Below are 24,523 nucleotides of genomic sequence, written 5' to 3' on the forward strand. Positions count from 1 at the left end.
CACTTACGCCTCCTTCTTGGTCGAAGCAACAGAGCTGGCAGCCACGGACGCAACGCCTGCAGCACCGCCCGCGACATCAAAGCGAGCGACATCCGCAGCGCTCGCGCGACCGGTCACGATGTCAAACGCCAGCTCCTCGGCCTGCGCATGCGTCTTGCCGGCAGCCTCACCCGCAGCGACAATCGCCAGCACGCGCTCGTACTCGGTCGGAATGACCTTCACAAAGTGCTTGCTCATCGTCTCAAAGCTGTAGAGCAGCTTAATACCGCGCGGGCTCTGCGTCGCGTCCACGTGCTCCTGGATGAGCGCACGAATCTGCGCCAGCTCGCCGGCCGTCGGGGCCTTGAGCTCAACGCTCTCGTGGTTCACACGGGCATCGAGCGTACCGTACTGGTCAAAGACGTAAGCCACGCCGCCCGTCATGCCGGCGGCGAAGTTCTGCCCGACCTCGCCCAGGATGAGCGCCAGACCGCCCGTCATGTACTCGCAGCCATGGTTGCCGCAGCCCTCGACCACCACCGTGGCACCGGAGTTGCGCACGCCAAAGCGCTGGCCTGCCAGGCCGTTAATAAAGCCGCGACCGCTCGTGGCGCCAAAGAAGGCCACGTTGCCCACGATGATGTTCTCGTCGAACTTGTAGGTCGCATGCGGGTTGGGGCGCACCGACACCTCGCCGCCCGAAAGGCCCTTGCCAAAGTAGTCGTTGGCGTCGCCGCACACGTTGAGCGTAATGCCGCGCGGCAGGAAAGCGCCAAAGCTCTGACCGGCCGAACCATCGCAATCGATGGTGATGGAGCCGGCGGGCAGGCCCTCGGGATGTGCCTTGGTCACCGCGTTGCCCAAGATGGTGCCCACGCAGCGGTTGACGTTGGCGATATCGGCGCGGAAGCGAATCGGACGCAGGTGCGCACGGGCATCGGCCGTATAGGGCACAAACAACGTGGAGTCGAGCGTCTTGTCGAGCTCGCTGTCGGCAGCCATCTGCGGCAGGAAGTGACGGCCGCCGGCACCCGGGATATGGGCACCGAACTCGCAGGTCGCGCTCGCCAGCACGGGCGACAGATCGAGCAGGTTGGCCTTGCGGTTGCCCGGGACCTCAATCTGGCGCAAGCACTCGGGATGGCCGACCATCTCGTCGACGGTGCGGAAGCCCAGGCTCGCCATGACCTCACGCAGCTGCTCGGCAACAAAGAGCATAAAGTGCTCAACGTGCTCGGGCTTGCCGCGGAAGCCGCGACGCAAGCGACAGTTTTGCGTAGCGATGCCGGCCGGGCAGGTATCCTGCTGGCAGTCGCGCTGCATGAGGCAGCCCATGGAGATGAGCGGCATGGTCGCAAAGCCAAACTCCTCGGCACCCAGCAGGCAGGCGACGGCGACGTCGGTGCCGTCCATGAGCTTGCCATCGGCCTCGAGCACCACGCGTGAGCGCAAACCGTTTTGCAGCAGCGTCTGCTGGGCCTCGGCAAGGCCAAGCTCCAGCGGCAGACCCGCGTGCCAGATAGAGTCACGCGCAGCGGCACCCGAGCCGCCATTGTGGCCGCTGATCAAAATCTTGTCGGCGGCGCCCTTGGCCACGCCGGTGGCGATGGTGCCGACGCCGGCCTCGCTGACCAGCTTGACCGACACGCGCGCGCCGGGGTTGGCGTTCTTAAGATCGAAGATCAGCTCTGCCAAGTCCTCGATGGAGTAGATGTCGTGGTGCGGCGGAGGCGAAATCAGGCCGATGCCGGGCGTGGACTGACGGACCTCGGCAATCCAGGGGTAGACCTTCTTGCCGGGCAGGTGACCGCCCTCACCGGGCTTGGCGCCCTGGGCCATCTTGATCTGAATCTCGAAGGCGCTGCACAGGTAGCGGCTCGTCACGCCAAAGCGCGCGCTTGCCACCTGCTTGATGGCGGAATTCTTGGAGTCACCGTTGGCCAGCGGGGTCTCGCGACGCGGATCCTCGCCGCCCTCGCCCGAGTTGGAACGGCCATGCAGGCGGTTCATGGCGATGGCCATGCACTCGTGTGCCTCTTTGCTGATGGAACCGTACGACATGGCGCCGGTGTTAAAGCGGCGGACGATGTTGAGCGCGGGTTCCACCTCGTCGAGCGAAACCGGCGTGCGGCCGCTGGCATTAAAGTCGAGCAGGTCGCGCAAGCGCACGGCACGGCCGGTGCGGTGCAGGCGGGCGCTGTACTCCTTAAAGGTGTCGTAGCTGTCCTCACGGCAGGCGGCCTGCAGCAAGTAGACAGTCTGCGGATCGATGAGGTGATCCTCGCCGCCGAGCGGGCGCCACTTGGTCAGGCCCAACGTGGGCAGCTGATCGGGAGCCGGGCTCTTAAGGATAGCGAGCGCGGCGTCATAGCGCTCATTTTGCTCGCGTTCGACGTCCTCAACACCCATACCGCCCACACGGCTCACCGTGCCGGCGAAGTACGCATTGACGAACTCCGGCGTAAAGCCCACGGCCTCGAAGATCTGCGCCGAATGGTAGCTCTGCACCGTGGAGATGCCCATCTTGGACATGATGGAAACGATGCCGGCGGTCGCAGCCTTGTTGTAGTTGGCGATGCCCTGCTCGGCTGTCACGTCTAGATCGCCGTGCGCCGCCAAGTCGCGAATGCACGAATGCGCGTTGTACGGATAGATACCGCTCGCGGAGTAGCCCACCAGTGCAGCAAAGTCGTGCGGGGACACGGCGTCGCCGCACTCCACCACGATGTCGGCAAAGGTACGCACGCCGGCGCGAATCAGGTGGTTGTGCACGCAGCCCACGGCGAGCAGCGACGGTACGGGCACCTCGCCCGCAGCGGCACGATCGCTCAACACCACGATGTTCACGCCGTCGCGGACCGCGGCCTCAACGTCCTCTGCAAGCTGCTTGAGCGCAGCCTGCAGCGCACCCTCGCCGGCATCGCGGCGGTAGACGGCACGGAAACGGCGGGTCTTAAAGCCCACGCGGTCGATGGCGCAAATGCGGTCGAACTCCTCCTCGCTCAGCAGCGGACGCTCCAGGCGCACCAGCTGGCAGGCCGTACGGGAGTCCTCGAGCAGGTTGCCGTGGTTGCCCAGGTAGAGCGTGGTCGAGGTGACCATATGCTCGCGAAGAGCGTCGATCGGCGGGTTCGTGACCTGAGCGAACAGCTGATAGAAGTAGTCGAAGAACGAGCGCGTCTTCTTGGACAGGCAGGCCAGCGGCGCATCGATACCCATCGAGGCGAGCGGCGCCTTGCCCTGCTGGGCCATGGGACGCACGACCTCGTCGACGTCATCCCAGTGGTAGCCGAGCTTGGCCATGCGCACGGCGGCGGGCACCTCGTCGTCCTCGGCGGGTGTTGCCGCAACGGGCTCATCGAGCGCGTCAACGGTCAGCGTCTCCTCGGCAATCCAATCACGGTAGGGCTTTTCCTTGGCGTAACGGGCGCGCAGCTCGTCGTTGTAGATGACGCGGCCGCGGGCAAAATCGACCTCGAGCATCTGGCCCGGTCCCAGACAGCCGCTCGTCAGGATGTTCTCGGGGCTCACCTCGATGGTGCCCACCTCGCTCGCCAGCATAAAGCGGCCGTCGCGCGTCACGTAGTAGCGGGCGGGGCGCAGGCCGTTACGGTCGAGGGCGGCACCCAGGGTACGGCCGTCGGTAAAGGCGATAGCGGCAGGACCGTCCCACGGCTCCATGAGCATGGACTGGTAAGCGTCGTAGGCGCGGCGCTCCTCACTCAGACTGTCGTTGTGGTCCCACGGCTCAGGCAGCAACATGGACGCGGCACGCGTAAGCGGGCGACCGTTCATGACCAAAAACTCAAGCACATTGTCCAGAATCGCGGAATCGGAGCCCTCGCGGTTGATGATGGGCATCACGCGCTCAAGATCATGCTGCAGCACGGGACTGTACAGGTTGGGCTCGCGGGCGCGGATCCAGTTGACGTTGCCCTTGAGGGTGTTGATCTCGCCGTTATGGATGATAAAACGGTTGGGGTGCGCGCGTTCCCAGCTGGGCGTGGTGTTGGTGGAGTAGCGCGAGTGGACAAGCGCCACGGCCGTCTTGACGGCGGCGTCGTTGAGATCGATGAAGAAGCGGCGCATCTGTGTGGCGACCAGCATGCCCTTGTACACGATGGTGCGCGAGCTCATGGAGCACACATAGAAGATCTTGTTGCGCAGGGCAAACTCGGCGTCAGCCTTCTTCTCGATGGTGCGGCGGCACACGTACAGGCGGCGCTCGAAGGCGTCGCCGGCGGGCGTGTCGTCCGGACGGCCCAGGAAAGCCTGCAAGATGGTGGGCATGCAGGCGCGGGCTGTCTCGCCCAGGTCGTGCGGGTCGACCGGCACCTCGCGCCAAAAGAGCAGCGGCACGCCGGCCTCGGCGCAGCCCTCCTCAAACACGCGACGGGCATCCTCTACGCCCTTGTCGTCCTGCGGGAAGAACAGCATGGCCACGCCATAGTCGCCCTCTGCCGGCAGAATCTGGCCGCACTTTTGAGCCTCTTTGCGGAAAAAATGATGCGGAACCTGGAACAGGATGCCGGCGCCGTCGCCGGTGTTCTTCTCGAGTCCCGTACCGCCGCGGTGCTCCAAGTTGACCAGAATGGACAGCGCGTCGTCCAGAATCTGGTGATGGCGCTCGCCGTTGATATCGGCAAGCGCGCCGATGCCACATGCATCGTGGTCGAATTCGGGGCGATAAAGGCCCTGCTGCTGAGCGGAATCTGCCTGCATCGCGATCCTCCCCTAGGTGTTAGACAGTCAGTTGACTAGGCATACTAGGTGCATCGCCGGCCCGTTGTGTTTCCCGCCCGTTTCGAAACAATCGCGTAACGCACGCCCTACGAGTGGACACCGCCGACCTCAAGAGCGACAACATAGGCCCCAAGTTCGGCCTGCAAACTCACCTCTTCAAACATCTCAATCTGTAACAGTAAGACCCAATTTTGGCGCCTAGATGTTACAGATTGAGATGTTTTCGAGAGACGGTTCCGAATGTCTCAATCTGTAACACGGAGGGCCGGCTTTGGCGGCCAGCTGTTACAGATCGAGATATTCCATAGGACCATTTCTTCCTGTCTTGATCTGTAACACCTAGGCCCTATTTCCATCCCTAGTTGTTACAGATCAAGACATTTCGGTAATCCCCTTTCACCATCCTATTCAAATACAACAATTTTGTTAGTCTTAGTTAACTTTTTAGCATAAAACGGGTATCCTTTGCGGCGTCAAACAAACGGCACGCAGGAGCGCACCATGCTCAATCATCTCAAACATCATTTTGGCTCCCGACGCACCGGCGGTCACGGAGGCCTAGACATTGCGCGGAATATCGGCCCCGGGCTGCTCGTGACCGTCGGCTTTATCGACCCGGGCAACTGGGCCTCAAATATGGCCGCGGGCTCGCAGTTTGGCTACGCGCTGCTGTGGATCGTCACGCTGTCCACGATTATGCTCATCGCGTTGCAGCACAACGCGGCGCACCTGGGCATCGCCACAGGCACCTGTCTTGCCGAGGCCACGACACACTACCTCCCCCGCATCGTGGGACGCGCGGTACTCGCCAGCGCCTATCTCGCGACCATCGCCACCGCCATGGCCGAGGTCCTGGGCGGCGCGATTGCCCTTCAAATGCTCTTTGGGCTGCCCGTGCGCGCGGGCTGCGTCATCGTGGCGGCAGTATCGATGGCGATGCTCATGACGAACTCCTACAAGCGTGCCGAGCGCTGGATCATCGCCTTCGTCGGCGTGGTAGGACTCTCGTTTTTGGCCGAGCTTGCGCTGGCCAAGGTCGACTGGCCGCAAGCCGCCGCAAGCTGGATCACGCCCAGTATGCCCACTGGCTCTGCCGCGATTATCGTGAGTGTCCTGGGTGCGGTCGTTATGCCACACAACCTCTTCCTGCACTCCGAGGTCATCCAATCCATGCACTTCGAAGGCCAAGGCGAGCAGGTTATCGAAGAGCGTCTGCGCTATGAGCTCTTCGACACGCTCTTTTCGATGGGCGTGGGCTGGGCAATCAACTCGGCCATGGTCATCCTGGCCGCAACGACCTTCTTTGCGCACGGCATTGTCGTAGACGACCTCGCCGTCGCAGCGGCCACGCTCTCCCCCATCTTGGGCCCGGCGAGCTCGACCATCTTTGCGGTGGCGCTGCTGTTTGCGGGCCTATCGAGCAGCGTGACGGCGGGCATGGCGGCGGGCACCATCACCGCGGGCATGTTCGACGAGGAATACGACATCCACGACCGACATTCCTCGATTGGAGTGACGACCTGTTTCGTCGGCGCAGTGGCGGCGTGCCTGGTCGTCCCGAATCCTTTTGAGGGTCTCATTTGGAGCCAGGCGCTGCTGTCGCTTCAGCTACCGATTACGGTCTTTGTGCTCATACGGCTCACCAGCTCACGCCGCGTCATGGGCAAATACGCCAACTCGCGCCCGCTCAACGCGTTGCTCGTAGGGATCGGTGCCATCGTGACGATTCTCGACATCGTGCTGCTAACGGGAATGTAATTGAGATGGCGTGACTGTCCAGATATAACGTCTTAATCTGTAACACGTGAGACCGTTTTAAACCGTCAGATAAATCAAAAGGGTCCCGGCCGAGAATTCGACCGGGACCCTTGGACAGAGCTATGTTTGGCTTTCGCCGTGTGCCTGCGAGTTACTCCTCGACGAGCTCAAACTGATCGGGACCGACGCCGCACACCGGGCACACGTAATCCTCGGGCAGCTCGGGCGTGTCGACCTCAACCTCGTAACCGCAAACGGTGCACACAAACTTATACGTCTTCTTTTCCTCAGCCATGATGTTCTCCTCTCGAACGTGACTGCTGGTGTACTTACTTATTAGTATATATTCTCAATAGTATAATGCAAGTATTTTTAGAGCATTTCTAGCCTTGATACGACGAGGCTTTGGGCGGCGTCTTGCCCTTCAGAACCTTGTGATAGTAGTCGTACGTCAGCGGCGTCTCGTCGCTCAGGCGCTCGGCATCCTCGACCTCGCCAATAAACAGCAGATGCGTGCCCACATCCACAGTGTCGATCAAACGGCAGCTAAACAGGGCCGCCGCGTGCTCGGGCACATAGGGCATGCCCAGCGCGGTCTCGTGGGTCTCGTACTTGGCAAACTTGTCGTAATCGCTGCTGGTGCGGAAGCCAAAATTGCCGATATAGAGCATGTCGGCGGTCTGGTCAATCACGGTCAGCGCAAAGGCCTTAGCCGATGCGATTACGCCGGACGTGACATTTTCCTTGTTCACGGCAACCGAGATGCGCGGCGGGGCGGATGTCACCTGCACCGCTGTGTTGATAACGCAGCCGGCACGCAGCCCGTCGGCCGCGGCACTCACCACATACAGGCCGCTCGGCATCGTAAAGAACGCAGTTTTGTCCATAACGATCACTCCCCTAACCCAGGATTGAACCTCATGAATGTATGTACCCACAAAAAAGGCGGCACCCATAACGGACGCCGCCTTTGAGACATATGTGTCAGAACAGTAAGAAAGATGAGACGCCCGCAGTTGCGGTGAAATAGGGACTGAATAGCCCCTCAAACAGGCAAAACAGTCCGTATTCCACCGCAACTTATGCAGAGTGCCTAACGGTTGCGTTCCTTAAGGGCGCGGTCGATCTCGCGTTGGACATCACGCTTGGCCATGTCCTCGCGCTTGTCGTAGAGCTTCTTGCCGCGACCCAGACCCAGCAGCAGCTTTACGCGGCCGTCGATATTAAAGTAGAGCTCCAACGGAACCAGCGCATAACCACGGTTGCGAAGTTTGCCGTCAAGAAAGTCGATCTCCTTGCGGTGCAGCAGCAGACGACGCCGACGGTCGGGATCGCGATTCCACACGCCACCATGGCTATAAGGGTGGATATGCAGTCCGACGAGCCAGCACTCGCCGCCACGAATCAGCGCAAAAGTGTCAGTGATCTGACAGGCGCGCTCGCGAATCGACTTGACCTCGGTGCCGCTCAGCTCAATACCGCACTCAAACGTCTCATCGATAAAGTACTCGTGATGTGCCGAGCGATTCTTGGAAATGAGTTTGCGCTCGCGCTTACTGGGCATCGCCGGCCTCCTTGGCTCCATCGGCGTTTGAGCCCGCAGTCTCGCGCTTTGCCTTGCGCTCGGCATTGAGCTCGGCATCGCTCTCGCGCACCAGTTTGATAATCGCCGCGCAGGCCTCCTCGCCCACCAAGTCGCGAGCACGTACCGTCAGGCGCGTCGCCTCCTGCTTGTCGCCGTCGCTTGCAGCATCGGTCGCGCACATAATCAAGCAGATGGCAATCTCGGCCGAAGGCGAGGTCGGCACGCCTTGCAGGGCCAATTCACCCATCACGTGGTCGTCGCTCTCATCAGCGGCATCCGGATAGGTGGTATGGATCTTGTTGAGCAGGCGCGTCGTATGCGCATCGTTGGGCGCCAGGCGCAGCGCCAGACGCGCGCAGCCCACGGCAGCCGAAACGTTCTCGGTCTCGGGCTCCAAGAAGTACTGACCTAGATTGGCGTAAGCGCGGGCGGCGCACTTGCCATCGCTTGCACGCTCCAGCACCGAGAACGAGAGCGATGCCCATTCCTGCTTGTCCTCGAGAGCGCGGAACAGCTCGGCCAGATCAAGGCGGTAGTTGCAGTTCATGGGGTCCCAGCGCACGGCCTGCATCAAGGCGTTGCGAGCACTCACATAATCCTGCTGGCGAATGTAGGCAAACGCCATGTCAGAGTACAGACGGTCAAACGGCACCTCGACCTGCACGAGCTCGCGCGGATCCTTCTCCACGCGGCGATAGGCCAAGCGCTCAAACTTGCTATCGAAGCTAAAGTATTGGCGCTTCTCCTCCGTCTTGCACTCAGCATCAATATACTCCTCGGCGAGCTCCACCAGACGCTCCAGCAGCGGCGTCGCCGTAGCCAGGTCGCCCTGCGCCAGATAGTTCTCGGCATACGTGATGTCTTGCAAGCTGATGGGCAGATCCATGGCTACTCCTCGATCTGAGCGAAACACGGCAGGCGCCGTATATACGGTCAACACACAAAACCCGGGTCTCTTACGAGGCCCGGGCGTTCAATTTTGGTAGCCCGTACCAGATTCGAACTGGTGATCTCCGCCTTGAGAGGGCGGCGTCCTAAACCGCTAGACGAACGGGCCATATGTAGCAAATGCAATGGCTGGGATGGAGGGAGTCGAACCCCCATTGACGGAACCAGAATCCGCTGTCCTGCCATTAGACGACATCCCAATGACTGCATCGCTGCGCTCGGCTGTGCCTTTGCGCAAGAAAGAAATATACGGGAAGTCTCGCCGTGACGCAAGCCCCAATTTTGACTTTTTTAAAATTCAGTCAAATTGGCCTAATTTAGTCCAACCCGTGAAGGACCTGTGAAGCCAACCGCTATACACGAAGGGCAAAACGCCGCGAGCGGTAGCCGTCAACCGTTGGCAGATTCTACCGTGAAAACGATAGCACCAGGCAACACAATCGAAGTATCAATGATTGCGTAGATATCGAGGCGCCATGGACGAAGAGCTTGATTACCTATGGGAGACCCTGGGCCTCGAGATCACTGCTGACCTTTGGCCCGAACGGGACAAAATCCATCCCACACTGCGCCCCGCCATTACTGTGGTGCAGGCAAAATACCGCCGTGCATCCTTTTTGATCATGCGGATGTCATGGCACGCGGGACTCCCCGACCTTAAGCGAATCCAGGCAAGCCTCGTCGAGTTGTCCGGTATGCCGACCGTCATATCCGAGGCACACCTGGAGCAGCGCCAGCGTGAGCGACTGCAACAGCAGCGGATTCCCTTTATCTGCCCTGGCGTTCAGGCATATCTGCCTTTTATGGACGAGGAGTACTGGAGCGGCAAGCCCAACAAACACGTAAAGGTCTACGATCCGCACGAATGGGCACAGCTGGCGGGCTGACTGGGGCAGGCCCGCCGGCGGAAAGTGCGTCCCAGATTTCAAGCTCAAACTGGCCCCTACTTTCCCGTCGAGCCCTCAACCGGAAACCGTGTCCCGCAATCGAAGCTCAGAATGGGACGTGCTTTCCGCAACCGGCCACTTTGGGAAAGTGCATCCCATTCTGGAAGCGAATTCCGGGTCGCACTTTCCGCAGCCGCTACAGCAACGCCTTGGCCCAAGCCGCTTCCCTAAAGCCGGGAATCGCAAAGTCGTCGCCCACCAGCAGCGGACGCTTGACCAGCATGCCGTCGGTCGCCAGCAGCTCGTAGCACTCCCGATCCGTCATGCCCGCATCCAGACGCGCCTTCAGGCCCAGCTCTCGATATTTCATGCCCGACGAATTAAAGAAGCGCCGCACCGGCAGCCCCGAACGAGCAATCCAGGTCGCAAGCTCATCAGCCGTGGGATTGTCCAAAACGATATCGCGGTCGATATACTCTACCCCATGTTCGTCCAGCCATGCCTTGGCCTTCTTACAGGTCGAGCACTTGGGATATTCAACAAACAGTACGGTCATGGGAATCCTCCGAATATAGATCGGCCAACGCAGGCACACGCCACACGAGGCGCCTTCGTATGATGGGCCAATTGTAGCCCACGGGTCACACGCTAAACGAACCGTACCCCGAATCCGCGTTTGATGAACGGCAGCAGCTCCATTGCCTCGGGCGTGATATGGCCCGCAACGTTCATGCGCTCGTCACCGGGAAGATCGGCCCGCGCAATCTCAAGCTCGCCTTCGTAGCGCCCATAGCCGCTATTGCTCACAGCGATCGACCCCGCCTTTCGAAACAGGCCGGCTCCGGCATCCGTCGGCACGGAATCCGGCTTAAGCTTCGTACGTGACTCCTGAGACCTAAAGATGAGGACGCTCGAGTCGGGCCGGTCGTGATGAATCTGCCCGCGCACATAGGCATAACCGGGCTCAAGCTCGCATTGCAGGTCCACGTATCCGGCGGAAACTTGAGCAAACTGCGCCCAGCCCGCATCGGATAGATCGGGGTCGCCGACCAACACAATGTCGCAATCGGCGCCATGTGCAAGCTCAAGCATATTGAGAGCAACCTTTGACGCGCGACCGCGCTGCGCCTCGACCGTCGGCAGTCCCTCGAAAACCGGCCCGCGAACGTTAGCATCACCCGGCACAAAAGCCATGATTTCGAATCCAAGCGCCGCAAGACGAAGATTCGTCCGAGCAACATCTTCAAGAGCTAAACCGGTATAAGGCTTGGGGTAAAAATTGTGGCAGGCGGCAAAACGAGTCACATCGGCACCGGCCTCACGCCACGATGCGATTTCATCAGAACTCACCGTCGATGCATTGACCACAATGCGAAATACACCGGACAGCTCCGCGACCCGCTGGGCGCTAAAGCCATAGTCCAAACGAAGGTATTCCAACCCCAGATCGCGCAGGTCCTCAATGCGCTCAAGCCCGAGCAAATCGCACGTGCGAGGCCCCACATCGGCAATGAGCGCAATGCCGCGGGCGGAAAGCAGCGACAGCACATGACGGACCTTATCGGCATACGCCGCTCCCCCATCCTCGGGAATATGCAGCGAGGTGAACGCATAGCGCGCACCCGCCGCGGCACCACGCTCAATCGTCCGCTCAATATCCTGCAGAGGGCTGGAAAGATAAATCGAAATACCCGTTTTCACGCTTCAACGCTCCTTTAAAAAAGGCCGGCGGAGCAGTTAGCCCCGCCGGCACAACCATATCATCAAGAAATCTGCCGCGCGCCGCGAACCCTGAGCAACACGGCTCGCGATATCAAACTACTCGCCAAAGAACTCGTTGATCTTCTGCTCGTCGACGCCAAAGAACCACGTCAGGACAAAGCCGGCGGCATAGGCAAGCAGCATAGCGGCAACATAGCCGAGCTGCTGACCAGGAACGACGATCAGCAGGCCAAACAGACCGGAAACGCCCTGAGAAACCGTGCCGATGTGAAGCAGCGCCGCGAGTGCGCCGCCAAATCCGGCACCCAGGCAGGCCGTCACAAACGGACGAACGAGCGGCAGCGTAACAGCATACATCAGAGGCTCGCCCACACCCAGGATTCCAACGGGAATGGACTCTGCGACGTACTTCTTGAGCTTGGCGTTCTTGGTCTTAAAGTACAGCGCCAAACCGGCACCGACCTGGCCGCCGCCAGCCATCATAAGGATAGGAAGCAGGTAATTGATGCCCTTGGTAGCTCCGTCGGGATCGTTGAGCATAGCGTGGATCGGCGTGAGCGCCTGGTGCAGGCCGACGGACACCAGCGGCAAGAAGCCTGCCGACAGGATATAGCCGCCCAGGACGCCCAGCTTCTCGAAGATAAAGGTCAAAACGCTAAAGATGGCAGTCGTCAGCCATGCGCCTACCGGCTGGATGACGAGCATCAGAGCAAAGGCGCCGATGATGAGCACCAGCAGCGGGGACAAGAACGTGTCGAGTGCGTTGGGCATAACCTTGCGAATCTGACGCTCCATCCAGGCAAAAAATGCGCCAGCGATGAGAGCCGCGATCATGCCGCCCGCTGCGGGGTTGTACTGTGCATTGGTGAGCGGCAGCAGAATGGCAGTGGCAGGATCAGCCGCGCCAGGCGCAAGCAGGGGCATGGCACTGTTGGCGATACACATCATGCCGGCGATGCCGCCCAGCGCAGCGGAGCCACCAAACTCACGTGCCGCGTTATAGCCCACCAAGATGGGCAGATAGGCAAACAGGGCCCAGCCCATGGAACGAATGCCCTGGTACCACCACTCGCCTGCAAGCGCGCCTGCCGTCGAGACGTTAATGACGTTGCAGATACCGTTGATGAGGCCAGCCGCAATGATGCCGGGAAGCAGGGCGACGAAGACATTGGAAATCTTCTTGAGGAAGGCCTGAACCGGCTTGGACTCGTACTTGGCTTTCTGCGCGGCCTTGTTTGTGGCCGCAGCGTCAACCACGCTCTCGTCGGCAACGCCTTTCGCAAGGCCGGTGAGCTTGGAGAACTCCTCGAGCACCTTATTCACCTTGCCCGGACCCAGCACGATCTGCATCGTGTCGTCCTCGACCAGGCCCATCACGCCGTCGAGCGCCTTAATACCCTCCGTGTCGACGTTGCCCGTGTCTTTGACGGTCACGCGCAGGCGCGTCATGCACGCCGCGTTTGCGAGCACGTTGTCTTTACCGCCCAAAAGGTCCAGCAGCTTTTGAGCCAGCTCTTTGTTCGTCATAACTCCTCCTTGTATTGGGTATCTCGTCTAGATGTCATATCAGCTCACGCCGCGCACCTATTGGGCATCGGCATTGCTCTTCTCATGGCCACTCACCGCAGCACGGACATGGCCTCGCGCCCGCTCAAGAGCCACCGCAGCCTGCTCGGCATCGCAGTCCAGCAGTACCGAGACAATAGCGGTTTTTACGTGGCCGCCGGCATCTGCAAGCGCCTGAACGGCGCGCTCGCGCGTGCAGCCGGTCGCCTCCATCACGATGTTCTGGCCGCGCACCACCAACTTCTCGTTCGTCTGCTGCACATCGACCATCAGGTTTTGGTATACCTTGCCGATCTTGACCATGGCACCGGTCGAAATCATGTTGAGAATGAGCTTTTGAACCGTTCCCGCCTTGAGCCTCGTTGAGCCGGTCAGCACCTCGGGACCGGGCACGGGCTCAATGGCAAGATCTGCGCTCTCCCCGATCTTCGACCCTTGGTTGCAGGCAATTGCAATGGTCTTGCACCCAGTTGCCTTGGCGTACGCAAGGCCGCCCACCACATAAGGAGTACGGCCGCTTGCCGCCAGGCCAACGACAAGATCCTTGTCCGAGAGTCCACGCTCCCGCAGGTCGCTCGCGCCAAGCTCCTCGCTGTCTTCGGCACCTTCGACAGCCTTGATAAACGCCGTCTCGCCTCCGGCAATGAGCCCGACAATCAGATCGGGTGACACGCCAAACGTGGGCGGACACTCCGAAGCGTCGAGTACGCCCAGACGACCGCTGGTGCCTGCGCCCATGTAAAAGACGCGCCCGCCGCGCTCGAGTGTCTCAGCAGCCCAGTCGATTGCCATGGCAACCTGGGGCAACACTTTCGTGACCGACTGGACGGCACGAAGATCCTCATCGTTCATCGTCGTGACGATTTGCAGCGATGTCATCGTATCGAGGTCCATTGACCTTTGATTACGCTGTTCGGTCGTGAATTTTGTTAAATCGAGCATTTCATTCACCTCATCTTTCCTGTTTCTCGATGTAGTTTTGCTTTATGACATGCGTCGCCCGTTCGTAGTCGCTGGCAACGTAAGCAGCGTACAGGGCATCGACAACCATAAGCTGGGCCATACGCGAAGCCATGGCACCGCTGCGGACCAAGGGTTCACTCGCAGCGACGCCGAGCACGGCATCGGCCATGGTGGCAAGCTTGGATGATCCATCTACTTTGGTAACGGCCACAACGGGACAGTTGTGACGTTGAGCCTCGGCGGTGCAGTCCAGCACCTCTTGCGTCAAGCCCGAGTAGCTAAAGGCGATTGCCATATCGCCCTCATGCACGTTCTTGGCACATAAGAGCTGATCATGCCAGTCGTCGTACAGACGGCACTCTTTGTCGACACGCATGAGCTTTTGCGCCAGGTCGTGCGCGACCAAACGAGAGGCACCAATACCGAACAGATTGACCGCGCGTGCCCGCTTAAGACGGGCCGCGCATCGCTCCAAGACGGTGTAATCGAGCGTTCGCGCCGTCGCCTCGATCGTGCGCACGTTGCTTTTCATCACCTTCCCCACGATACGTTCGACGCTGTCATCCATGGAGATGTCCTCGAGGGCTATGTCTTTCTTGTCACCTAAGAGCGCCAGCTCGGCAATCAGTTCGCGCTGGAACTCCTTGTAGCCCGCAAAACCCAAACGCTTGCAAAAGCGCAAAATGCTCGAGGGCGAGGAGAACGTGACATCGGCAAGACCGCGGACGGACAGCCCGACCACCTCGTGCGGATGAGCGCTTACATATGCGATGACATTGCGTTCCGCCGGGCTCGCGCTGAGCTCACGCTTGCGAAGCCGCAAAAGCAATCCGTTTGCCATCTCAAACACCTCCGTTGAGAAGAATTAAAGACCAACGAACGATTCGTACCGGATACAAACAGCTTTTGCGGTACATTGTGCCGCATCGTGGCGCACAAAGGGCGAGCGTTCTACCGCTCGCCCCTCAAATCCGACCGCTCGGAAATACGCGCGACACAAAATAATTCAACGAGGTCGCATTATCAGAAACGGGTTTGTTACCGGCTAGCGCCTCGCATGGGCGCCGATCGGCCGAGTCGCATGGCGCACCAACGCCGCTGCCAGCAATACCGACAGCATGGCGGTGACATAGCCCGCGGCATCGAATCCTAAATCGATAACGTCGAAATGCCTGCCGGGAACAAAGATCTTATGTACCTGATCGCCAACGGAGCAGGCGACGCAAAAGAGCAATACGGGCACGCAACGGGAGCATACGCTCCACGGACGCCTGGAAAGGCAAACCACGACCACCGAGGCGAACAACCCGACGAAGAAAAATTCTACGGTATGGGCAACGCGACGGACGTTTGTGCCCACCCACATGCGAATGGAAGCAAGTCGGCCAGACCGGACATTCGAGGCAGCCGAATCGGCGCCCCCGGTCATTCCGTTCTCCGTCTGGACTTCACCCGTGGCATCGGCAGCCTGAACGCCCGTAGCCTGACCCTCCACCACACGCGCGGTGGACTCGCTCAGCAACGACGTCTCCACCGCATTTTGCTCCGTCAGCACCCAGATGCCCGCCAGCGTTGCAGCGAACAGAACGATCGCGGTCCATCCGATTATTTGTTTTACGCGAGCCAAGGGCCAACCTCCTTTTTTGAATATCAGCGAGTGTAGCCACAAATGGCATCGTCACCGTATCAAAATTTGAATCGCAACAGGAAGCGACAAAGCGACGCAAACCCCTACCCCGCCTCGCGCATCCAGCGATCGAACGTCCCCACGCACACGCCCAGGCATTTTGCTGCCTGGCTGCGGGTAATATCGCCTGCCTCATAGCTATCGCGCACCAGCTCAAACTGAGGAGGGCACGGCTTGCGAGGTCGACCGAAACGGACCCCTCGCGCTCGCGCCGCTGCAATCCCCTCCGCCTGGCGCCGATGGATATTCTCGCGCTCCACCTGCGCCACGTAGCTCAGCAGTTGCAGCACAATATCGGCAATCAGGGTGTTGGTCACATCCGGCGCGCCGCTGGCCCTGACGCGCGTGTCAAGCAATGGCATGTCCAACACCACAATGGCAACCCCGAGCTCCTTGGTAATGCGTCGCCATTCCTCAAGAATCTCGGAGTAATTACGGCCAAGTCGGTCGATAGAAAGCACCACCAGTACGTCCCCGTCTCCCAGGACGTGCAGCAGCTCGCGATAACGCGGTCGATCGAAGTCCTTGCCGCTCGCATGGTCGGCATAAATATTCGCCGAGCCCACGCCATAGGCGCCCAGCGCATCCAGCTGCCGATTAAGGTTCTGATCGCGCGAACTCACCCGCGCATAACCGTACACCGTCGCCATCTCATCCCCGCTTTCTTGTAAACCTGCCAAAAGGGACAGGTTTATTTTGGTAGGTTTTACCTCTCAAATAGCAGGTAAGCGGGCGGCCGAGCAGACGGCAAGGTAGCCACGATTCAAATGCGAAGGGCGGTCCCGAAAGGCCGCCCTCCGCTCCCCCACCATGAGTCGGGATTTGGCTAATGGATAAGCTTAAAGTCCAAGTGCCCACGCGTGGTATTGACGCGCGAGACCTCGATAATCACGCGCTGCCCCAGCTCGTAACGGGTGCCCGTGTCGGCACCTGTGAGCGTGAGCGCGTCCTCGTCGAACTCGAACCACTCGTTGCCCAGACTCTTGATCGAAACCAAGCCTTCGACCTGCGTTAGGTCCAAGCGCACAAAAAGGCCCATGCTGCTAACCCACGAGACGGTTCCGGCATAGCGCTCGCCCAGACGGTCCTCATAGTACTGGGCAATCTTGATCTTTTGCGTCGCATGGCTGGCGGCATCTGCCGCGCGCTCGGCATCGCTGCATGCGCGGCAGATCTGCGGCAGAATGCGTGGCAGCGACTCGCGCCCCTTGCCGATCAGCCGCGGCGTACGGACCAAGGCGTCCTTGCCGCCGAGCTGCTCATAGGCCAACTGCAGCTTGAGCACGCGGTGCACCACCAGATCGGGGTAGCGACGGATGGGACTCGTAAAGTGACAGTAGCACGGCGCGGCGAGCGCAAAGTGGCCCTCGTTGCGCGGCTTGTACAGCGCGCGCTGCATGCTGCGCAGAAGCAGCGTGTTAACGAGCGGTGCGTTGGCCGTACCGGCGGCAGCATCAACTGCAGCCTGCAGCTCATCGGGGCTCCCCAGGGCAATACCGGCAGCACGGCGATCGTCGATGATGCCTAGCTGCGCCAGCGCAACGGCGGCACCGTGCAGGCTATCGGGGCTCGGATCCTCATGCACGCGATAGCAGGCCTCGATATCACGGTCTGCCAGCCACTCTGCAACGCACTCGTTGGCGAGCAGCATGGCTTCCTCGATAAGCGACGTGGCGCACGAACGCTCACGCGCCACAATCTGCACGGGTACTCCGTCCTCATCCAACAGAGCACGAATCTCGGCCGTGTCAAAATCGACTGAGCCGCGGGCGCGACGGATACGACGGCGGAGTTCGGCGAGTTCGTTGGCGGCGACAAGGAAATCGCCGAGGTCGACGTTGTGGCCGCGGGCGGCCTCCTCGCACGCAAGACCGCGCTCAAGCGCTTCCTCGCGCGAGGTCTCGGCAGCCGCAACATCCTCAGCGGCGCCTTCCAGCACCGAATACTCAACCGCGCCGGCACGCACCAGCAGCGCCTCGGCGCCGTCATAGTCCATACGCACACGCGAGCGAATCACGCTGGGATACGGATCGTAATGTCGCACGCGACCCTGCGCATTGAGCTCGATATCAACGGTAAACGCAAGACGGTCCTCGTCAGGGCGAAGCGAGCACAGGTCATTGGACAGGCGTTCGGGCAGCATGGGAAGCACGCGATCGGCCAGATACACCGATGTCGTACGATGGCGAGCCTCAAGATCGATATGCCCGTCCCAAGCCACATAGTGTGAAACGTCGGCGATATGCACACCCAGCTTGTAGCCACCCTCGGGCGTGCGCTCCAACGAAATGGCATCGTCAAAGTCACGCGCGTCGACCGGGTCGATCGTGATGACAAAGCGGTCGCGCAGATCGCGGCGGAGCGGGTCCTTAAGCGCCGCGGACACATCGAGCGAAAGCCCCTCGGCCTCGTCCAGCGCGGCCTCGGAATAGCTATCGGTATAGCCGTAACGCGCCATCACATATTGAACACCCAAATCGGGCGCGTCATCTCCGCCGATGCGGCGTTCGATCGTCACGGTACCCGATTCCAGGCGCGTCGGGTAGGTCAAAATGCGCGCGACAACAGCATCACCCGGGTGGACGCCCAGACGATCCGCCGAGGTATCCTCGGGCAGAATGAAGAAGTCGGCCTTCAGACGCGAATCGAGCGGCTCGATCACACCGAGCGGACCGGCGGTCTGGTACGTGCCCACCACGCTTATGGCTGCGCGCTCAACCACGCCTTCGATCACGGCGCGACGCTCGCCATGCGGGCTGTTCTTAATGCTCACGGCAACGGTATCGCCGTCCATGATCTCACGCTTACCGCGGCCCATGACCTTGTAGTCGCCGTTTTCGGTTACAACGTAGGCGCTGTGCTCATGGAGCTGCACGCGCCCGGTCAGGCTCGGACGGCGTTCGCTGTGCACCGGCCCGCGCTTATTGCGAGCTCCACGCTTATGCTTGTTATTGCGCCCCATGGCGCCTCCTAACTATCGATTGCCGTTTACATCCCAAGAGTCTACCCAAATGATCCCTAGGGGACAAAAAACGGGCCGCCCCATAAGAGACGACCCGTTGGAAGGGATGAATTCCAGGCATGCCTACACGCGCAGGTAGCGGCGCATGGCGATGGCAGAACCAAAGAGACCGATAATCACGCCGACCAGAATCAGCGCAGCATAGGTCACCAGGTAGTACTGCATCGGCAGGGCAAACGACATCCAGCCGATGCTCTCCTGCAGACGCGGGATCATCAGATTGCGCAGCAGCTCCAGAACGCCGATGGAAAGCAGCGAGCCCAAAATGGCCTGCAGCACGCCCTCGGTGATAAACGGGCCACGAATGAAGCCGTTGCTGGCGCCGACCAGACGCATAATCGCAATCTCACGACGACGCGCCGTGATGGACAGGCGAATCGTGTTGTTGATGAAGATGAATGCGATAAAGGTCAGAAGACCAACGAGCACCACGGCGGCGATGCGGATGTAGTTGGTCACCTGGAACAGGCGGCTCACTTCCTCCTGGCCGTACAGCACGCTCGCGTTGACGTCGCCGTCGTCCGCGATCTTTTGGAAGTCGGCATTCTTCTTGAGCTTCTTGGCCGTGCTCTCGACCTGAGACGGATCGTCCATCTCAATCGCAAACGAGGCGGGCAGCGGGTTCTGGCCGTCGAGCGCGCTCATGGTGGCGTCGGCGTTACCCGACATCTTGCTCGTATACTCGGCCAGCGCGTCGTCCTTGTCCTTATAGGTCACGGACTTGACGTTATTCCACGTCTTAAGCTCGGCCTCAAAAGCCTGAACATCGGCCTGATCGGCGTCATCACTAATGAACGCGTTGATGACAACCTGATCCTCGACGGTGCCGATCACGGAGTTCAGCATCGCAGAGCCCATGATGAACAGGCCGATGATAAACAGCGAAAGGAAGATCGTGATGACGGCGCCGAGCGAGGTAGTCCAGTTACGGAAGAAGTGGCTGATTGCCTCTTTGAAGGAGTAGCCCACGTTAGTTGGTGCCATAGTTGCCGTAACCTCCCCTCTCCTGGTCGCGGATGACGTGGCCGCCCTCGAGGGCGATCACGCGACGGTGCATGCTATCGACCATCTCGCGGTCGTGCGTGGCGACGATCACGGTGGTGCCGGTGCGGTTAATACGCTCAAGCAGCTTCATGATGCCCAGCGAGATCGCCGGGTCGAGGTTGCCCGTGGGCTCGTCGCAGATCAGCAGCGGCGGACGGTTGACCATAGCACGGGCGACGGCAACGCGCTGCTGCTCGCCACCGGAAAGCTGGTCGGGCAGCGAGTCCATCTGATCGGCCAGACCGACCAGACGCAGCACCTCGGGCACCTGGCTGCGAATGACGCCCTTGGGCTTGCCGATGCACTGCAGGGCAAACGCCACGTTTTCGTAGGCGGTCTTTTGCGGCAGAAGCTTAAAGTCCTGGAACACGGCGCCAATCTGGCGGCGCAGGAACGGAACCTTGCGGTTCTTGATCTTCATGAGGTCCTGACCGGCAACCAGGATGCGACCGCTCGTCGGCTTGACGTCGCGGTTGAGCGTCGACAACAGCGTGGTCTTACCCGAGCCGGAGTGACCGACCAGGAAGACGAACTCACCCGGATAGATCTCGATGTTGATGTCGTCGAGTGCAGGCTTGTTGGGCTGTGCCGGATAGATCTTGGTGACATGCTCCATAAGGATGACGGGCTCGACACCGGCCTGCTTGGCCATCTTCTTGCGGCTGGCCTGCGGATCGATGGGCGCAAACACCGACGTAAAATCGGGATTGTTGAGCGCGTTATCGAGGCTTGCGACCTCAGCTGCCTGATCGCTCTCGACCACCGGGGCAGCAGGCTGCGTGGGATCGGGAATAGCGGCAAAGAGACCGGACTGCGCAGGCTGAGGAGCCGGCGTCGCAGGGGCCATGGGGTCGGGAATGCCGGCCATGGTAGGCTGCGACGTGGCGGCGCCAGCCTGAGGCTGCTCCACGCGAGCGGTCACGGCCTGAACGGGCTCAAAACCCGCCGCGCCGGAAAGCGCGACATCGCTGGTTGGATTGTAGGCAAAGGGATCGGATGCCGGCTGTGCCTGATCTGCCGGCTGAGCGGGGGCCTGAGCAACAGGCTGGCCCTCTGAATCCGGAGTGGCGAAACGACTGCCCTGGACGCCTGCCTGCGTCTTGGGGGCATCATCGCCCGCACCGGAGGTACGGAAGTGGTTACCCACTGGTGCTCCTTATCGTCGTGCGTTTAAACTACATGAGCGCTTTGTATTTTAGCAGCATTAGCTTTGCTGCACATAAGAAGCATGGCGTGCTTAGGGGTCCCATCGGCCAGGCACAGGGTTACTCTCCAAATCGTCCTCGGACATGTCGGAGCCCCCGCTGCGCGCTTCGCGCGGCAGGGGCTCCTCCGTCCTGCGGAAAGATTTGGAGAGTAACCCTGTGTCCGGCCTGCGATAACTAAGGGGTCGCCGCGTTTATCTTGGGGTGCTGCATATACAACGCTGGAAGGGTCTGAATTGCGCTTTGTCGATATATGCCCTTTTCCCTGATGGGACCGTGCTTGAGGGGCGTCTTCATGAGTTGCGGTGAAATACGGATTAATTGAGCCTTTAAGCTGGCAAACAGTCCTTATTTCACCGCAACTGAAACAGGGGCGCTCTCCATGAGAGCGCCCCTGCCGGGCTTCCATAGTACTGGCGAAACAGTTTTATAGTTCTGGCGAAGCAGTCCTTGAGATCCGCCTTGCCTTATGCCAAGAACTCCTTGGTGGTCGCCACGATGTTGGCGGCGTCCAGGCCGTACTTGTGCAGGAGCTCGGCGCCCGGGCCGGACTCGCCGAAGGTGTCGTTGACGCCAATCTTCTTGAGCGGCGTCGGGCACTGCTCGCACAGGACGTCGGCGACGGCGCTGCCCAAGCCACCGATCACGGAGTGCTCCTCGACGGTCACGACGTGGCCGGTCTTGGTGGCGCTCTTGACGATCAGGTCGGCATCGATGGGCTTGATGGTGTGCATGTTGATGACCTCGGCGTCGATGCCCTCGGCAGCGAGCTGCTCGGCGGCCTCGAGAGCCTCGCCGACCATCAGGCCGCAGGCAATGATGGTCACATCGGCGCCCTCGCGCATGACAATACCCTTACCCAACTCGAACTTGTAGGTCTCGGGATCGTTGATAACCGGCGAGGCCAGACGGGCAAAGCGCATGTACACGGGGCCGTCGCACTCGTAGGCGGCGCGTGTCACGGCGCGGGCCTCGACGTCGTCGGCGGGAACGATCACGGTCATGCCAGGGATGACGCGCATCAGGGCGATATCCTCGCAGCACTGGTGCGTGGCGCCGTCCTCGCCCACCGAGATACCGGCGTGCGTGGCACCGATCTTAACGTTAAGGTGCGGGTAGCCGATGGAGTTACGGACCTGCTCAAAGGCGCGACCGGCAGCGAACATGGCAAAGGTGCTCGCGAAGGCAACGCGGCCGGTGGTCGCGATACCGGCGGCGACGCCCATCAGGTTGCTCTCGGCAATGCCCACATCAAAGAAACGATCGGGGCAGGCGGCCTTAAACTTACCGGTCTGCGTAGCGGCGGCCAGGTCGGCGTCGAGGACCACAAAGTCATCGTGCTCGTTGGCGAGCTCGACGAGGGCCTCGCCGTAGCTTACACGCGTGGCGATTTTCTTGACGTCTGCCATCCTAGAGCTCCTCTCCGGCGGCCGTGAGCTCTGCCATGGCCTGCTCAAACTGTTCATCGTTGGGGGCCTTGCCGTGCCAACCAACCTGGTTCTCCATAAAGGAGACGCCCTTGCCCTTCAGGGTCTCGGCGATAATGGCGGTCGGCTGCCCCTTGGTAGCGCGAGCCTCGGCAAAGGCGGCGCGGATCTGGTCGAAATCGTTGCCGTCGGCAAGCTCCACCACGTGGAACTTAAAGGCACGGAACTTGTCGGCGAGCGGCATGGGGTCGTTGACCTCCTCGACGGGGCCGTCAATCTGAAGGCCGTTGTGGTCGACGATCACGCAGAGGTTGTCGAGCTGCTGGTTGCCGGCAAACATGGCTGCCTCCCAGACCTGGCCCTCCTCGCTCTCGCCATCGCCCAGCAGGGCGTACGTGCGGTAAGTATCGCCCCAGTGCTTGGCGGCAACCGCCATGCCCACGGCGGCGGAGATGCCCTGGCCGAGCGAGCCGGTGGACATATCGACGCCCGGGGTGTCGTTCATGTTGGGATGACCTTGCAGGTGGCTGCCGATATGGCGCAGCGTCTCGAGATCCTCCTTGGGGAAGAACCCACGCTCGGCGAGCACGGCGTACAGGCCCGGAGCGCAATGGCCCTTGGAGAGCACAAAACGGTCGCGATCGGCCTTGCGGGGATCGGCCGGGTCGACGTTCATTTCCTCAAAGTACAGATAGGTCATGATGTCGGCAGCGCCGAGCGAACCGCCCGGATGGCCGGACTTGGCAGCGTGCACGCCGGTGACGATGCCCTTCCTTACCTCGTTGGCAACCTTTTTGAGCTCTTCGTCGCTCATTGTGCCTTCCTTTCATCCTCATTAGACAAAATGCGCACGGCACCGAAGGTAATCCCAACACAGCCGCAATGCACGTACGTCATTCATTATGCTGGAAACTGATGGCTTTACCAGAGTTTTTATCATTATTTGAACAATTTAGCAGGCAGAACCGCTGATGAAACGGTTTATCAATGTGAACGTCTTTTGGATGGAACGCGATCGACCCTACGCGCTAATGTCCTTGAATCCCTCGCCGAAGGCTTCCGTAACGTCGGCAACCGTCACGATGGCATGAGGATCGCGCTCGCGCACGATCGTCTTGAGGGTATTGAGCTCTCGACGGCTCACGATGACCATAATCACTGGCTTCTCGGCACCCGAATACATGCCAGTCGCCTTAAACTTGGTACAACCACGACCCAGGCCATACATGATATCGGCAGCGATATCAGGGAACTTGTCCGAGATGATGAGTACCATACGGCGTTTGTTGCCACCATCGACCACGGCATCGATCACGTAGCCGCTAATGACCATCGAAAGGCCTGCATACAGTGCGTTTTCGATTGAAAAGACCGGAGCCGACAACGCGCATACGGCAACATCGATCGCCATGACGGTCGAGCCCACGGGCAGTGAGGTATTACGCGAGATGATTTGGCCAATCGTGTCCGAGCCGCCGGTGTTGGCACCGGCGCGCAACACCATGCCGTAACCGATGCCCGTAATAATGCCGCCCCACATGGCAGGGAGCATCAGGTCCGCATCCGCCAGAGGTGCTACAAACGGGGCGAACAGATCGGTAAAGAAGCCCAGCAGCACAAAGCCCGTCGCGGTCTGCACCACGTAGAACATGCCGCCCTCGCGCATAACGACCAGCAACAGCAAGGCGTTCATCACGATCGTCTGAATACCAACGGGAAGCGATAGGCCACGCGATGCGCCGACCGCCTGGATAATGGTGGCAAGGCCCGTAACGCCACCGGCAGCAAGGCCGTTGGGAATCAAAAACAGGTCGGTCGCAATAGCGGCCAGAGCGCACCCCAACATGATCTGGGGCAGATCGTGAAAGAAGTTCATCGAAAGAATGCGCTTGATGTCCAGACGATATGCCATGCTGCCTCCCTCAAAAAAGCGCACCAAAACGGATGCGCTTTGAACTTCTTCTTGTATTCGATTCTAACGATTCGC

20 protein-coding genes and 2 tRNA genes are annotated in these 24,523 nt (G+C 60.3%); 2 read left to right on the forward strand and 20 right to left on the reverse strand.

All coding sequences use genetic code 11. The features are described 5' to 3' along the window. Positions 1-3: 3 nt before the first annotated feature. Positions 4-4,701 carry a glutamate synthase large subunit gene (gltB, locus tag HMPREF9463_RS04120; RefSeq protein ID WP_035137392.1) on the reverse strand — a complete coding sequence of 1,566 codons (4,698 nt, stop codon included), beginning with the start codon at positions 4,699-4,701 and terminating at the stop codon, positions 4-6. A gap of 522 nt (positions 4,702-5,223) precedes the next feature. Here gltB and HMPREF9463_RS04125 point away from each other — a divergent pair. Beyond that, positions 5,224-6,480 (forward strand): Nramp family divalent metal transporter, encoded by a 1,257-nt coding sequence (locus HMPREF9463_RS04125; RefSeq protein ID WP_035137394.1) that lies wholly within the window; start codon positions 5,224-5,226, stop codon positions 6,478-6,480. 151 nt (positions 6,481-6,631) lie between these two features. Here the strand turns inward: HMPREF9463_RS04125 and HMPREF9463_RS04130 are convergent, their stop codons facing one another. The 6 genes from HMPREF9463_RS04130 to HMPREF9463_RS04155 all read right to left on the reverse strand — a co-directional run bounded on the left by HMPREF9463_RS04130 (position 6,632) and on the right by HMPREF9463_RS04155 (position 9,213). Beyond that, positions 6,632-6,775, reverse strand: coding sequence for a rubredoxin-like domain-containing protein (locus HMPREF9463_RS04130; protein WP_035137395.1), 144 nt, complete (start codon positions 6,773-6,775; stop codon positions 6,632-6,634). Between the two features lie 88 nt (positions 6,776-6,863). After that, on the reverse strand, positions 6,864-7,367 hold the full coding sequence (locus HMPREF9463_RS04135) for a flavin reductase family protein (protein ID WP_035137799.1): 504 nt from the start codon (positions 7,365-7,367) through the stop codon (positions 6,864-6,866). Between the two features lie 206 nt (positions 7,368-7,573). Next, positions 7,574-8,044, reverse strand: a complete 471-nt coding sequence (gene smpB, locus HMPREF9463_RS04140) for an SsrA-binding protein SmpB (protein WP_035137396.1) — start codon at positions 8,042-8,044, stop codon at positions 7,574-7,576. Further along, entirely contained in the window at positions 8,034-8,951 is a 918-nt protein-coding gene (locus tag HMPREF9463_RS04145) for a tetratricopeptide repeat protein (protein ID WP_035137397.1), read from the reverse strand. Before HMPREF9463_RS04145 ends, smpB begins: the two co-directional genes overlap by 11 nt. Before the next feature lie 94 nt (positions 8,952-9,045). Next, a tRNA-Glu gene (locus HMPREF9463_RS04150) sits at positions 9,046-9,122 on the reverse strand. Positions 9,123-9,139: 17 nt separating this feature from the next. Then, a tRNA-Gln gene (locus tag HMPREF9463_RS04155) sits at positions 9,140-9,213 on the reverse strand. Between the two features lie 276 nt (positions 9,214-9,489). Here HMPREF9463_RS04155 and HMPREF9463_RS04160 point away from each other — a divergent pair. After that, on the forward strand, positions 9,490-9,900 hold the full coding sequence (locus HMPREF9463_RS04160; protein WP_035137401.1) for a hypothetical protein: 411 nt from the start codon (positions 9,490-9,492) through the stop codon (positions 9,898-9,900). Between the two features lie 196 nt (positions 9,901-10,096). Here HMPREF9463_RS04160 and HMPREF9463_RS04165 read toward each other — a convergent pair whose 3' ends face one another. From HMPREF9463_RS04165 to HMPREF9463_RS04225, 13 genes are all read right to left on the reverse strand, one after another. After that, positions 10,097-10,456: an arsenate reductase family protein gene (locus tag HMPREF9463_RS04165; RefSeq protein WP_035137402.1), complete on the reverse strand. Its 360-nt coding sequence runs from the start codon at positions 10,454-10,456 to the stop codon at positions 10,097-10,099. 92 nt (positions 10,457-10,548) lie between these two features. Beyond that, positions 10,549-11,601 (reverse strand): MupG family TIM beta-alpha barrel fold protein, encoded by a 1,053-nt coding sequence (locus tag HMPREF9463_RS04170; RefSeq protein ID WP_035137405.1) that lies wholly within the window; start codon positions 11,599-11,601, stop codon positions 10,549-10,551. A 117-nt stretch (positions 11,602-11,718) separates the two neighbouring features. Then, the gene (locus HMPREF9463_RS04175; RefSeq protein WP_035137407.1) at positions 11,719-13,149 is read right to left on the reverse strand and encodes a PTS transporter subunit EIIC; all 1,431 of its coding nucleotides are present in this window, start codon (positions 13,147-13,149) and stop codon (positions 11,719-11,721) included. A gap of 57 nt (positions 13,150-13,206) precedes the next feature. Beyond that, the gene (gene murQ / locus HMPREF9463_RS04180; RefSeq protein ID WP_035137408.1) at positions 13,207-14,130 is read right to left on the reverse strand and encodes an N-acetylmuramic acid 6-phosphate etherase; all 924 of its coding nucleotides are present in this window, start codon (positions 14,128-14,130) and stop codon (positions 13,207-13,209) included. Positions 14,131-14,140: 10 nt separating this feature from the next. Next, positions 14,141-14,992 (reverse strand): MurR/RpiR family transcriptional regulator, encoded by an 852-nt coding sequence (locus HMPREF9463_RS04185; protein WP_035137409.1) that lies wholly within the window; start codon positions 14,990-14,992, stop codon positions 14,141-14,143. Positions 14,993-15,196: 204 nt separating this feature from the next. Next, positions 15,197-15,778: a VanZ family protein gene (locus HMPREF9463_RS10410; RefSeq protein ID WP_052044072.1), complete on the reverse strand. Its 582-nt coding sequence runs from the start codon at positions 15,776-15,778 to the stop codon at positions 15,197-15,199. 104 nt (positions 15,779-15,882) lie between these two features. Continuing rightward, complete coding sequence (locus HMPREF9463_RS04195) at positions 15,883-16,488, reverse strand: recombinase family protein (protein ID WP_035137411.1); 606 nt, start codon at positions 16,486-16,488, stop codon at positions 15,883-15,885. A 176-nt stretch (positions 16,489-16,664) separates the two neighbouring features. Further along, positions 16,665-18,800 carry a ribonuclease R family protein gene (locus tag HMPREF9463_RS04200; RefSeq protein ID WP_035137412.1) on the reverse strand — a complete coding sequence of 712 codons (2,136 nt, stop codon included), beginning with the start codon at positions 18,798-18,800 and terminating at the stop codon, positions 16,665-16,667. A gap of 123 nt (positions 18,801-18,923) precedes the next feature. Continuing rightward, positions 18,924-19,844, reverse strand: coding sequence for a permease-like cell division protein FtsX (gene ftsX / locus HMPREF9463_RS04205; RefSeq protein WP_035137414.1), 921 nt, complete (start codon positions 19,842-19,844; stop codon positions 18,924-18,926). Continuing rightward, positions 19,831-21,051 carry a cell division ATP-binding protein FtsE gene (ftsE, locus tag HMPREF9463_RS04210; RefSeq protein ID WP_035137415.1) on the reverse strand — a complete coding sequence of 407 codons (1,221 nt, stop codon included), beginning with the start codon at positions 21,049-21,051 and terminating at the stop codon, positions 19,831-19,833. Before ftsE ends, ftsX begins: the two co-directional genes overlap by 14 nt. Before the next feature lie 525 nt (positions 21,052-21,576). Beyond that, the gene (locus HMPREF9463_RS04215) at positions 21,577-22,518 is read right to left on the reverse strand and encodes a transketolase family protein (protein ID WP_006235309.1); all 942 of its coding nucleotides are present in this window, start codon (positions 22,516-22,518) and stop codon (positions 21,577-21,579) included. A 1-nt stretch (position 22,519) separates the two neighbouring features. Next, positions 22,520-23,350 carry a transketolase gene (locus tag HMPREF9463_RS04220; RefSeq protein ID WP_035137416.1) on the reverse strand — a complete coding sequence of 277 codons (831 nt, stop codon included), beginning with the start codon at positions 23,348-23,350 and terminating at the stop codon, positions 22,520-22,522. A gap of 207 nt (positions 23,351-23,557) precedes the next feature. After that, complete coding sequence (locus HMPREF9463_RS04225) at positions 23,558-24,448, reverse strand: YitT family protein (RefSeq protein WP_035137417.1); 891 nt, start codon at positions 24,446-24,448, stop codon at positions 23,558-23,560. Positions 24,449-24,523 lie beyond the last annotated feature (75 nt).

The organism is Collinsella sp. 4_8_47FAA, assembly GCF_000763055.1.
Lineage (GTDB): Bacteria > Actinomycetota > Coriobacteriia > Coriobacteriales > Coriobacteriaceae > Collinsella.

What these genes read in the sequence shown, in the direction of transcription:
- gltB (WP_035137392.1), bottom strand. Translation starts at nt 4,701, where the DNA reads ATGCAGGCAGATTCCGCTCAGCAGCAGGGCCTTTATCGCCCCGAATTC.
- HMPREF9463_RS04125 (WP_035137394.1), top strand. Translation starts at nt 5,224, where the DNA reads ATGCTCAATCATCTCAAACATCATTTTGGCTCCCGACGCACCGGCGGT.
- HMPREF9463_RS04130 (WP_035137395.1), bottom strand. Translation starts at nt 6,775, where the DNA reads ATGGCTGAGGAAAAGAAGACGTATAAGTTTGTGTGCACCGTTTGCGGT.
- HMPREF9463_RS04135 (WP_035137799.1), bottom strand. Translation starts at nt 7,367, where the DNA reads ATGGACAAAACTGCGTTCTTTACGATGCCGAGCGGCCTGTATGTGGTG.
- smpB (WP_035137396.1), bottom strand. Translation starts at nt 8,044, where the DNA reads ATGCCCAGTAAGCGCGAGCGCAAACTCATTTCCAAGAATCGCTCGGCA.
- HMPREF9463_RS04145 (WP_035137397.1), bottom strand. Translation starts at nt 8,951, where the DNA reads ATGGATCTGCCCATCAGCTTGCAAGACATCACGTATGCCGAGAACTAT.
- HMPREF9463_RS04160 (WP_035137401.1), top strand. Translation starts at nt 9,490, where the DNA reads ATGGACGAAGAGCTTGATTACCTATGGGAGACCCTGGGCCTCGAGATC.
- HMPREF9463_RS04165 (WP_035137402.1), bottom strand. Translation starts at nt 10,456, where the DNA reads ATGACCGTACTGTTTGTTGAATATCCCAAGTGCTCGACCTGTAAGAAG.
- HMPREF9463_RS04175 (WP_035137407.1), bottom strand. Translation starts at nt 13,149, where the DNA reads ATGACGAACAAAGAGCTGGCTCAAAAGCTGCTGGACCTTTTGGGCGGT.
- murQ (WP_035137408.1), bottom strand. Translation starts at nt 14,130, where the DNA reads ATGCTCGATTTAACAAAATTCACGACCGAACAGCGTAATCAAAGGTCA.
- HMPREF9463_RS04185 (WP_035137409.1), bottom strand. Translation starts at nt 14,992, where the DNA reads ATGGCAAACGGATTGCTTTTGCGGCTTCGCAAGCGTGAGCTCAGCGCG.
- HMPREF9463_RS04195 (WP_035137411.1), bottom strand. Translation starts at nt 16,488, where the DNA reads ATGGCGACGGTGTACGGTTATGCGCGGGTGAGTTCGCGCGATCAGAAC.
- HMPREF9463_RS04200 (WP_035137412.1), bottom strand. Translation starts at nt 18,800, where the DNA reads ATGGGGCGCAATAACAAGCATAAGCGTGGAGCTCGCAATAAGCGCGGG.
- ftsX (WP_035137414.1), bottom strand. Translation starts at nt 19,844, where the DNA reads ATGGCACCAACTAACGTGGGCTACTCCTTCAAAGAGGCAATCAGCCAC.
- HMPREF9463_RS04215 (WP_006235309.1), bottom strand. Translation starts at nt 22,518, where the DNA reads ATGGCAGACGTCAAGAAAATCGCCACGCGTGTAAGCTACGGCGAGGCC.
- HMPREF9463_RS04220 (WP_035137416.1), bottom strand. Translation starts at nt 23,350, where the DNA reads ATGAGCGACGAAGAGCTCAAAAAGGTTGCCAACGAGGTAAGGAAGGGC.
- HMPREF9463_RS04225 (WP_035137417.1), bottom strand. Translation starts at nt 24,448, where the DNA reads ATGGCATATCGTCTGGACATCAAGCGCATTCTTTCGATGAACTTCTTT.